We start from the raw sequence: 9,638 nt of genomic DNA on the forward strand, positions 1-9,638 counted from the left end.
GTTTTTTACATTTTTTTTATCGTAAATTTGTTGTAGAAATATAGTAAAAAACAATTTCTAAAACATCTTATTATGGCTAAAAATGAAAAAACAATCTTACGAAACACAAAAGTAAAAGAAGAATACAATGATCTTCGTACTGATGGGATTTTAACTCGTGATGAAGCAGAAGGGATTTTAGCAAAAAAATACAAACGAACTGCTAACACCATTAGGCAAATAGTGTCTAAAAAAAATTATTCAAAAAAAACCAATAAAGTGTAAATAAAAACCGTGCCGTTTTATGAAAAATTTAATAAATACTTACGATAATTTTATAGTTTTTATAATATTTATAATAGTGCTAATTTTTATGCTCATTTTATTAACTGAATCAGTTTTAGATGATAAAAACATTAAGAAAGAACTAGATGATGAATTAAAAAAACTTCGTAACCAAAAAAATACAACCACGCCTTAGTATAATTTTATAAAAAAGCGGGCAACCACGCCCGCTTTCACCATTAAACCAAACCTAGCGGTTTGGAAGAATTGTCAGGAACCACCCCAACACTACAAAGATAAAAAAAATGTCTACAATTTTTGCAAATTCAGTTCTAAATATAATTCAACAATTCTCCCCAGAGGATTTAGAAGCATTTAGCCATGAATTTTTAAAACTACAAATTCCCGTAGTAAAAAGTAAACAAATTAAGGTTAAACATAAAGATCCAATGGTAACGCTAGAATATGCTGTAAAAACCATTAAAGATCGAGATCGAATCCCGAAGCAAGTTTAACTTGCATAATTCCCTAGAAGTTCCGCCACCAGTTATTAGGTCATCTTGTGGCGGTTCTGAAAGGTTAAAAAAATAGATGCAAAGGCAATACGTTCTTACCCGAATTAATAATTCAAACATTACCAAGTCCTTTGCATTTTTTTTCACCATTAAACCAAACCAATAATGACTGTATCTGAATTAATAAAAAAGATAGACGACTACTCCACCGCAATTGAATGCATTAGTGTTTTGATAGAGGAGCATGATCAAGAGATCTTAAAGCCAATGCTTATTCATCTAAAACAGGAAAAACAAAAAGCAGCTCAAAACCTAACAACGGCAAAATTGAATATCGACGTTCATTTTGAAATTGTAAACCATTCATAAAAAGATAATCACCATTAAACCAACCGAATTATGCAAAATTCAGAGATTAAAGTTCTAAACTTCAGAAGAACAAAATTCAAAAATTTCATTTCAAAATTAAGAGCAGCTTACCGCTTCGTTAAAGCTAAAGAATCATTTGTCGTAATTGAAAAAGATATCAGCTGCTTCAATATGACCGCATATGAAGTAGCGATTCGCTGCGATGAAATTACCACCGATATTGTGAATATGCAAGTTGAAAAAGAGAATCAACGCATTGACCAATCAATACAACGATTGGTTAACTTCAATTAAAATGGCTATCACTTTTCAACACAAAGGAGGTCGTGGAATAAAAGTCTTCATCAATTCGGATCACATGAAAACTATTCCTAGAAAATTACTCGAGCCATTTAAAGAACATCATGGTAAGATCAATTTTGACAAAAAGAAGCGACTTACAGCTGAAGAGCGTAAAATATTGCATGGGTTTATGTTGTATGCAAGCTGGGTTAATAAGCTTAAGACTACGGATAAACATGCGTATGAACTCATTAAGGACCACTACCCTATTGATACTAGAAAAGTGATTAATGAACAAGCAATCAGGTACGAATTAGTTCTTGACAATCAAATAAAAATAAAATCACCCGAAAAAATTTACATCGCATTCAAAACGAAAGAAAACATTGTTTATTCAAATTATTAAAACCTAAAACCTATGAATAAAATTATCCCATCAATCAACACAGAAGAACTTCAAATAGCGGCAAATAAATACGCTCAAGAAGGTGCGGTAAAAACGATAAAGGATTTTTACACTGGATATAATTCACCATATATAAAAGCACTTGAAGAAAACTTATTGAATAGAGGTTTTGATCATGCTTTTACTCTACCTGATGTAGTAGCAAATATCAACGAAGCACTAAGTGCCGAGATTGACAAAATTGCTAATACAGCTGTTGCAAAAACATTCATCCCTTTAGTTACAAAAATTCTCACTAGAGCAGATGCAGAAATTAAATTTTCTAAAATTTTAGAGGAATTTATTCGATGCGTTCGTTTTGAACATGATACTGATCAAGATTCTGACGACTTTAATGTTGAAGCAGAAAAGGGGGACGATTCATTTTTGACATTAATAATTTCAAATATTGACAAAAGTTACGAAATAGGACTTTATCACGAAGGGAGACATAATAAAGAACTAGAAGATGTTTATACCATTTTCTCATTACCTAGAAACCACGGAAAAAGTAATCAAACTATGAAAATAGCTCTTGAAAATGCTACTCTTGAATTGCCGTTTACTCCTAGTATTCTGCACGATGATTTTATTGCCTTTATAGCAGGTCTTGTTATGGCAAACACTAAAATCACATTTGATGTTATGGAATTTAACGACGAAATGTTTCCTAGTCGTGGCTACTGTCATTGTTAATTAAAATCTAAACCACACCATTAAACCAACCACAATGCAGTCAAGAACCAACCAATTACAAAGTATTGGCAGCTTATTTCAAGCAAATATTTTTGGGAATCACGCTAATGTACCAGTTAGCGTGAAACCTAAGCCAAAACCTAAGAACACACCTATCACTAGACAGGAAATTGTAACATTCAATCAATTAACAGAGAATGTAAAGCCAGTAATGGCAGTTTACCCCTTTATTAATACTAGTGCGTTTGCAATGACAATGGATAATTACCGCATTTACATTGCTAATTACAATGAAATGGTTGCGGAGATCAATCTTGAAATTGATAAATACAATGCAACTGTAACCGCCTATAGGTCAAAAAACGCCCTTAACGATGTACAAAAAGAGTTTTCTCGCATTTTCATCACACGTCACCGCAACAAAAAAGCAAAAGAATACAACGAGCTGGTAGCTGAATTCAATATTGATCGTGGTTTGGTAATCGAAAAAAGAAAACACCTTACTGTAAAATACGCTTCAGAAATTGTTTTTCAACAAATGATATACCTGTACTCTTTGCAATTGCAAAAAACGTCAAGCGAATACCTAAAATTAGGAATTATAGATGCTACCCCAGTGCGCCAAATGGAAATTAACTCACACCACATCACTAATTTGAAGCGTAACGGGGAATATTCTATCAACGTTTGTAATGCCACAATTCGCAACCACAGACAACGATTAGAAGAAGCTGGAGTATTTGTTGACTATCTGTTTAGAGGCCATAAAACAGGCTTAAAAATGCATATTTCAAGCCACATTTTAGTCGTTTTTGACGCTAAAACCCAAATTTTGACCGACACTGACAATCAACACGTTATGTCCCAAAGGCGTAAAGATTTTAAAGATAATAATGAGGCTACAAGAACTATAAATACAAATATTAATAAAAGAGAAAACGGACAAGCCGATTTTCAGATTTTAGGAACGCCTACGGCTGGTCTTTTATCTTCTTTTTACAGGAACATCCCAAAGCAAGATGAAAATTCCAAACTTGGGGGCGGCGCGCGAAATGTTAAAGTTTCTAATAATTTATCGGATAAGTTAGAAAATTCAATAATGCATAATCAAGAATTTGCTCAACGCCTTTCCAATGGTGACTTTAACAACTACAACCGCATAGACAAACGTATTTTGTACAAGGAAGCCAGCTACGGAACCATGAACCGTGAAGATTTTAAAACCTTAATTATTCAAGAATTTTTCAAAAACGCTTCAAAATTGTACCGAGGAACAACTCCATTTGTAGGCTCTTGGAAAAAAGCAATAAATAGCTATACTGAAAAACTATTTGTTGTAAATAATGGCAATATTTCCCTTTACAACAAGGAATTGATGGTCGATAAACTTGACGAAATGTTGTGGAGAGTAAATAACGCTCAAAAATGGTTTACAAAAACAGGAATTACACCTCTTTACCCTAGTGATTACTTTGATTTTACCCGAAAAGAGAAAAAAGAAATAGGCTTCGAGTACACTAAAAAATCATGGACTAATCACCTTAAATATCTAGAAAACAAGCCTAAAATAGAGAAAACAGCAAAGAAAAAAGCTGAAATACGTACACAAAATATCAATCATGCAAAGAAATTCGATATCAAATTAAATGCTTTTTTCAAGAACCGTATCGAGCTGGCAGAATTGATAGAATACGTAGATAAGAACCTCCCAACAAATTATTTACAAAAATTATCAGATAGTCTACTTAAAATTCAAACTAAATACACCTGCTAACCATGAAATTAATTTATCATTTTACTGAAAAATACAGAAATGTACTTTTTATCGCTGCCTTTTTTTACCTCCTTTTCTGTTTTTACGAATGGAGTTTTTACCCTGGTAACTGGAATACTTGGAGCCGAATATCGGTTGTATTACTAACCTCATTTTTCAGCATAGGCGAAACACAAAATAAACAACAATCTTAAACACCTAAAAACAATGTACTTACAATTTTTAACTTATACCGCTTGGTTTTTCATTATTATTTTCATGGCTTCACTTTGCTGCACTTTTAACTGGAAAACAATAGTTCATCTTTATAAAAAAGCAAAAATCATTGGTCAAAACAAAAAAGACAAAATTGATTTCATTAAAAGACAAGAAAAAAAAGGATTAAAGCCGTTTTCGTTCGGTAAAAATTCAAATACTGTAGTCTATGCACAAAATGGAAACAGGGCCATTCTTGATTACAAGAATTTGCAAAATAACAAAAATTCAGTATCAAAAAATAAAAGTAAATTTTAAGTTATGCACCTAGCAGATCCCGAAAAATCGAAAATTAAGATGCGTGCTATGATACCAGGGTGGACAGGAACCCCAATAGTATGGTATTCACCTCAAAAGAAAAATCATTTACCCAACGATCAAATCATGGATAAAATGCAGACGGACTTTAAAAAAAGTCACCCATTGGCTAGCAGAGTGACTCAGTTTTATTTCTATTGCAATTACACAAAAAATTATTTAGAACATAGAAGAGCTTAACATGATCAGGATCACCATAAAAAATCTTAAAATGGAAGATTTAGAGGTACTACGTTTAGAACTTGATGTTTACAATAAATATGTAGCAGTTCATCAACTCAATAATGATTTTTTGAATAGCATTATCACGTTTGATGTTGTAAACAACTTATTTTATTTAATACGCAGTAAGACAGATCAGAGCAAAAATGAGTATTCAGTGAGCTTTACAATTACCCAAGCTGCCATAATATTAAAGTGCTGCAGTTTCAATAGAACAGATCGTAATACTTATACTAATCACCTTATCAACAAACTAAAGATTTTTCTAGATAAGGAATTAAGGAATCTAGTTTAAATTATTTAATGACTTCAAATCAATAATGATAAAATGAATGACAAGATAAAAGACAAAATCAAAGCACTATTATCAAAAACAACCGATAACGGAGCAACAAAAGAAGAAATGGAATCAGCTTTAAGAAAAGCAAATCAATTAATGACTAATTTTTTTATTTCCGAACACGATTTACAAGATTCTGCAATTATAAATAAATGTGTATCCGAGCAATTTGAATTGACAAAAAGCGGTTTTGATTTATCACTTTTTTATGCCGATTTAGCAAATTTATTCGATTGCGAACACTATTATAACAGTAAAAGAATAACATTCTTCGGTCATGAACAAGACGTTTCGTTATGTGGATATTTTTATAATTTGATTTCAAAAACTTGTTTAAAAGAGAAAGATGTTTACTTAAGAACCGAAAAATATATTCAATTAAAAAAACATTATCACGGACGCACACTTTCATCAAGTTTTATAAAGGGATTTTTAATTGAAGTAGTTTGTAACATTAAGGAACTTTATAAGGAGAAAGAAAAGAATATTCCAGAAGCCTATGGATTGATCGTTGTTGAAAAAAAACAGAATATAAAAAGTGAATTTAAAAATTTAGACTTGAAAATCCATCATCAAAAACAAAACCCTTTGAAAGGAGAAAGACAGGCATTTGAAGACGGTTTAGAAAAAGGAAAGGAAATCAGCTTAGTTCAAGGGATTGAAAATTGCAAAGAAGCTAACCTTTTGTCTATAGGTTTTTGATATAAGATGTGTTTAATATTCCCCTTCAAAGACAATGAGAAAATTGTAAAATACAGATTAGAGTATAATGAAAAACAAGGTTTTTTTCATTTTGAGAACATAAAAGAAAATAATAAAAATACCAATGGTTATCAAACAATTTGTAAAAACATTTCAGTAGATCAATGTATTGAATTTGTTTCTTTAATTTATGAAAAACATTTTGGAATTGATGTAGATCCAACTTTTGAAAATGTATTACATGAATTTATTTCTTTTCTTGAGACATAGTCTAGATTATAACGTTTTACGTACATACGAGGTACGCCAAACGATAAATTTCAAATTATAAACAAATGCTTGTAGGCGTATCTTGTATATACGCTGTTAGCAGTAGTACTTATTCATTATGACAACAGATAATTATATCTACGAAAACAAAACAACCACTTTTAAAAAAGGTGACAAAGTAGTAATGCACTCTTGCGGAGAGGCAAATTTACCAAAATACAAAGGCAAATTATGGACTTGCCAAACGGACAGTTATTTAAATAGAGGTAAAGAAGAAGTAGTATTTCTCGAAGGTTTTAGTGGTTGTTTTTCTGCTAAATATCTTCAAGTAGTAGTTTCTTAGTATTACTGGTAACTGTCAGCTATCAACCGTTTCTAATAGCGATTAGCGCAAGTTATAATCGATCAAATAACAACGTAAAAACAACAAAAATTTAAAACAAAATGAATTGGATAAGAGTAGATGTTGCAATGCCTGAAATTTGCACAGAATTAGTTATAGATAAAAATGACGGATTAAGTCCGCTGTGCACAAAAAAATTAATTGTACTAACAGATATGGGAACTGTAACTGATAATCACCGCTTAAAAATGACTGTAGGAGAAGAAAAATGGGTTTGGTTTATGGGATACGAGGGAGAAAAAGTTACTCACTGGATGGTTTTTGAAGAGCCAAAATAGTATACAACGGCTTATTGTTGCCTTCACGTGGCGAAAAAATATAAATTCACGCCGCCACAACAATATAAATTCACGTGGCGTGAATTTCAATAAAAAGTCCTCAGTACCTCAAAAAGTCTACAATTCAATAGCAAATGATAAAAAACAGCACTTACATAAGGAATTTAACTCCAAAACAACGGAAACAATTAGAGACAGTAGCACAGGAACAAAAACTTAAAACAGTACCAAAAATACTTTTTTATACATTGGAACAATTTCTAGATCAAAAGAAAGAAATCGAACGTCTAAATCGAATTATTAAGTACAAACAAAAAAAAATCGAAGCTTTAGAAAATAGTAAACAATAATTTAGTACCAAATTAAAAAAGTAAATCCACCCTATCAGGTGGATTTTTTTATGTACCAATTTTAAAATCATCGATTATTTGAATCAATTCATTTGGATATATAACTCTCGTGGTCCTAGCCTCTTTAGAAGGAACCTTTCTCAATTCCACTATTCTTTCTATGGTTTTTCTCTTAACCTCTCTTAAACTCCATCCTGCTTGCCTATGCATGACTTCATAAAATTCTTTTTTTGTGGTATTCATCGGTACAGAACTGTTAATTCGCAACAAAAGAGTATCAAAATCAATTACGTTAGTCATAAGAACATGGTTTTTTGGTTTAATGGTTTTCAAAAGTATAAAAAACCAAGATATTTTGTACCTAAAAATGTGAGCAATTGTAAGCAATTGTAAGCAATACTATAAAAAAGACGTGCAAATGTACCTTGATTGTGCGCACAATGTACCTGAATCCGTGCAAATCCAAAATGACAATAAAAAAATCTAATAACCTTTGTCTTCCATTTCATAGGAATTGATTTTGAGTTAGTAACAGCGAGAAATGACTTTTAAAATGTAGTAAATCAAAAATACAAGATTTAAAAAAATTTCTCGCTTACTCTCAAATCCTTAAAACAAAAAAGTATGAATTCTATTGATAGCATATTGTATCGTCCGTTACGTTCAGGAAAAGAGTATGAAGGACTTATTCCAACGTATCTGGGACTTGATCACAATTTTGACAAATCAAATAACAATAGTAATACTTATGATACGCTAAAATATATGGCTTTATGGGCTAATAAATATGCAAATCAAATGTCAAAAGTTACTCCAATGATGAAAGGGAGATCATTACAGGAAACAATAAATAACATCTATAGTTTTCTTTATAATCACTTTCAATATAAACTGGATGGCGAAACGCAACAACTTTTTTCCCCAAGTGCTGCATGGTTTTATAGAAAAAAAGGTTTTGACTGTAAAACGTACTCCATTTTAGCTAGTACTATTTTACAAAATTTAAAAGTTCCACATTCATTTAGAATGGTGAAACAATCCGGAATAATGCCAGGTGAGTGGTCTCATGTTTATGTAATAGTTCCAAATGGAAATTCTTATTACACAATTGACGCTACTACTCACGACAATAAAGAGGTATCATTTACAAATAAATACGATCATCAAATGAAACATGTAGGTTTAGCTTCCCCATATACAAAGGGATCATTAGGTTGCGCCTGTTCAGGTAAAGCAATCACAAAAAGAGGTCTCGGCGCACCGTCTGTATTGTCAGATACAATTAACAATTTTCATGAATTTTTAAACGAACTAGAAAAAAATGGTATTTCTAAAGAAGTATCAGATACAATGTTAGGTCTTGTAAAATGGAATGTTGAAAACGGTATAGATCCAAATATGAGTGAGATTTTAGATAAAGCTATTTTAAGTCAAAAAGGCTTAGGCTCAATCTCTCCAATTTCCAGTTTAAACCCTACTGGATACAAAGTCCCTTTGCCAACCGCACCTAACTTACAATCGATCTACACAGCCCCATTACAAGCAACAACTTTTGGATCTACTATAAAAACAGCAGGAATGTCTTCATTAAGTAATTTATCTGTTGGAGGAGTATCGGCAGGCTCTATTGTTTCAGCAGCTACTGGAGATCCACTGGCATTAGCTGGAGTTGCATTGAGTGCATTAAAAAAAATAATTCCTGTTGATAAAACATTCGGACAATTATTTTCAAATGGTTTTAATCTATCATGTTGGGGATCTTCAAGAACTCCCTCGGAAACAAAAGTTTGGATTGAAAGAGATCTACCAATTATTTATGCCGAAACTGTAGGTAAATCATTGAATCAACAATCTTTAAACCTTTTTATTGATACAATGAACTTTATTTATAATCAGGAAATGATGTGGGGTAATAAAATGCAATCGTGTTCTAAAACTGCACTACATAACTATGGAAATGCGGCTAAAGCAGCAAAAGAAAAGGTTATAACTCAATTGCAATCAATGCCCGAAGTAATATTAACGCCAGCCCCAGCAATTCAGTATTCAGGAATGCAACCATTTACTCTTTCCGATGATGGTCTTAATAAATATCCTGCGACATTCACTAGCGAGCGTTATATATTAGGCTATGCACAACAACAACAACAACAAC

At 31.9% G+C, this 9,638-nt stretch carries 16 protein-coding genes; 15 read left to right on the top strand and 1 reads right to left on the bottom strand.

Annotated features, from left to right (window positions below):
• Positions 1-72 precede the first annotated feature (72 nt).
• The 14 genes from DNC80_RS14185 (at position 73) to DNC80_RS14255 (ending at position 7,483) form a co-directional block, all read left to right on the top strand.
• Positions 73-264, top strand: coding sequence for a hypothetical protein (locus DNC80_RS14185; RefSeq protein ID WP_182651773.1), 192 nt, complete (start codon positions 73-75; stop codon positions 262-264).
• Between the two features lie 19 nt (positions 265-283).
• On the top strand, positions 284-460 hold the full coding sequence (locus DNC80_RS14190; RefSeq protein ID WP_182651774.1) for a hypothetical protein: 177 nt from the start codon (positions 284-286) through the stop codon (positions 458-460).
• Between the two features lie 109 nt (positions 461-569).
• Positions 570-779: a hypothetical protein gene (locus DNC80_RS14195; RefSeq protein WP_182651775.1), complete on the top strand. Its 210-nt coding sequence runs from the start codon at positions 570-572 to the stop codon at positions 777-779.
• A 165-nt stretch (positions 780-944) separates the two neighbouring features.
• Positions 945-1,148 carry a hypothetical protein gene (locus DNC80_RS14200; RefSeq protein ID WP_182651776.1) on the top strand — a complete coding sequence of 68 codons (204 nt, stop codon included), beginning with the start codon at positions 945-947 and terminating at the stop codon, positions 1,146-1,148.
• 30 nt (positions 1,149-1,178) lie between these two features.
• Positions 1,179-1,442, top strand: a complete 264-nt coding sequence (locus DNC80_RS14205; protein ID WP_182651777.1) for a hypothetical protein — start codon at positions 1,179-1,181, stop codon at positions 1,440-1,442.
• Between the two features lies 1 nt (position 1,443).
• Positions 1,444-1,836: a hypothetical protein gene (locus tag DNC80_RS14210; protein WP_182651778.1), complete on the top strand. Its 393-nt coding sequence runs from the start codon at positions 1,444-1,446 to the stop codon at positions 1,834-1,836.
• A gap of 12 nt (positions 1,837-1,848) precedes the next feature.
• Positions 1,849-2,571 carry a hypothetical protein gene (locus DNC80_RS14215; protein WP_182651779.1) on the top strand — a complete coding sequence of 241 codons (723 nt, stop codon included), beginning with the start codon at positions 1,849-1,851 and terminating at the stop codon, positions 2,569-2,571.
• A 34-nt stretch (positions 2,572-2,605) separates the two neighbouring features.
• Positions 2,606-4,345, top strand: coding sequence for a hypothetical protein (locus tag DNC80_RS14220; RefSeq protein WP_182651780.1), 1,740 nt, complete (start codon positions 2,606-2,608; stop codon positions 4,343-4,345).
• 516 nt (positions 4,346-4,861) lie between these two features.
• Entirely contained in the window at positions 4,862-5,098 is a 237-nt protein-coding gene (locus DNC80_RS14225) for a hypothetical protein (protein WP_182651781.1), read from the top strand.
• A 370-nt stretch (positions 5,099-5,468) separates the two neighbouring features.
• On the top strand, positions 5,469-6,182 hold the full coding sequence (locus tag DNC80_RS14235) for a DUF2786 domain-containing protein (RefSeq protein ID WP_182651783.1): 714 nt from the start codon (positions 5,469-5,471) through the stop codon (positions 6,180-6,182).
• Positions 6,183-6,188: 6 nt separating this feature from the next.
• Positions 6,189-6,452, top strand: a complete 264-nt coding sequence (locus DNC80_RS14240; protein ID WP_182651784.1) for a hypothetical protein — start codon at positions 6,189-6,191, stop codon at positions 6,450-6,452.
• 118 nt (positions 6,453-6,570) lie between these two features.
• On the top strand, positions 6,571-6,795 hold the full coding sequence (locus DNC80_RS14245; protein ID WP_182651785.1) for a hypothetical protein: 225 nt from the start codon (positions 6,571-6,573) through the stop codon (positions 6,793-6,795).
• Positions 6,796-6,896: 101 nt separating this feature from the next.
• Positions 6,897-7,133: a hypothetical protein gene (locus DNC80_RS14250; RefSeq protein ID WP_182651786.1), complete on the top strand. Its 237-nt coding sequence runs from the start codon at positions 6,897-6,899 to the stop codon at positions 7,131-7,133.
• Between the two features lie 134 nt (positions 7,134-7,267).
• Entirely contained in the window at positions 7,268-7,483 is a 216-nt protein-coding gene (locus DNC80_RS14255; protein WP_182651787.1) for a hypothetical protein, read from the top strand.
• 48 nt (positions 7,484-7,531) lie between these two features.
• Here the strand turns inward: DNC80_RS14255 and DNC80_RS14260 are convergent, their stop codons facing one another.
• A complete protein-coding gene (locus DNC80_RS14260; RefSeq protein WP_182651788.1) occupies positions 7,532-7,783 on the bottom strand; it encodes a hypothetical protein in 252 nt (83 codons plus the stop codon).
• Positions 7,784-8,107: 324 nt separating this feature from the next.
• Between DNC80_RS14260 and DNC80_RS14265 the strand changes: the two genes are divergently transcribed.
• Positions 8,108-9,638, top strand: a 1,531-nt coding sequence (locus DNC80_RS14265; protein WP_182651789.1) for a hypothetical protein, incomplete at its 3' end; no start/stop codon positions are given.

The sequence above is a fragment of the Flavobacterium sp. SOK18b genome, assembly GCF_014156605.1.
Lineage (GTDB): Bacteria > Bacteroidota > Bacteroidia > Flavobacteriales > Flavobacteriaceae > Flavobacterium > Flavobacterium tiangeerense.

Coding starts and splice junctions, on each gene's coding strand:
- DNC80_RS14245 (WP_182651785.1), top strand. CDS start 6,571: ATGACAACAGATAATTATATCTACGAAAACAAAACAACCACTTTTAAA.
- DNC80_RS14240 (WP_182651784.1), top strand. CDS start 6,189: ATGTGTTTAATATTCCCCTTCAAAGACAATGAGAAAATTGTAAAATAC.
- DNC80_RS14210 (WP_182651778.1), top strand. CDS start 1,444: ATGGCTATCACTTTTCAACACAAAGGAGGTCGTGGAATAAAAGTCTTC.
- DNC80_RS14235 (WP_182651783.1), top strand. CDS start 5,469: ATGAATGACAAGATAAAAGACAAAATCAAAGCACTATTATCAAAAACA.
- DNC80_RS14195 (WP_182651775.1), top strand. CDS start 570: ATGTCTACAATTTTTGCAAATTCAGTTCTAAATATAATTCAACAATTC.
- DNC80_RS14215 (WP_182651779.1), top strand. CDS start 1,849: ATGAATAAAATTATCCCATCAATCAACACAGAAGAACTTCAAATAGCG.
- DNC80_RS14260 (WP_182651788.1), bottom strand. CDS start 7,783: ATGACTAACGTAATTGATTTTGATACTCTTTTGTTGCGAATTAACAGT.
- DNC80_RS14250 (WP_182651786.1), top strand. CDS start 6,897: ATGAATTGGATAAGAGTAGATGTTGCAATGCCTGAAATTTGCACAGAA.
- DNC80_RS14220 (WP_182651780.1), top strand. CDS start 2,606: ATGCAGTCAAGAACCAACCAATTACAAAGTATTGGCAGCTTATTTCAA.
- DNC80_RS14255 (WP_182651787.1), top strand. CDS start 7,268: ATGATAAAAAACAGCACTTACATAAGGAATTTAACTCCAAAACAACGG.
- DNC80_RS14185 (WP_182651773.1), top strand. CDS start 73: ATGGCTAAAAATGAAAAAACAATCTTACGAAACACAAAAGTAAAAGAA.
- DNC80_RS14205 (WP_182651777.1), top strand. CDS start 1,179: ATGCAAAATTCAGAGATTAAAGTTCTAAACTTCAGAAGAACAAAATTC.
- DNC80_RS14225 (WP_182651781.1), top strand. CDS start 4,862: ATGCACCTAGCAGATCCCGAAAAATCGAAAATTAAGATGCGTGCTATG.
- DNC80_RS14190 (WP_182651774.1), top strand. CDS start 284: ATGAAAAATTTAATAAATACTTACGATAATTTTATAGTTTTTATAATA.
- DNC80_RS14200 (WP_182651776.1), top strand. CDS start 945: ATGACTGTATCTGAATTAATAAAAAAGATAGACGACTACTCCACCGCA.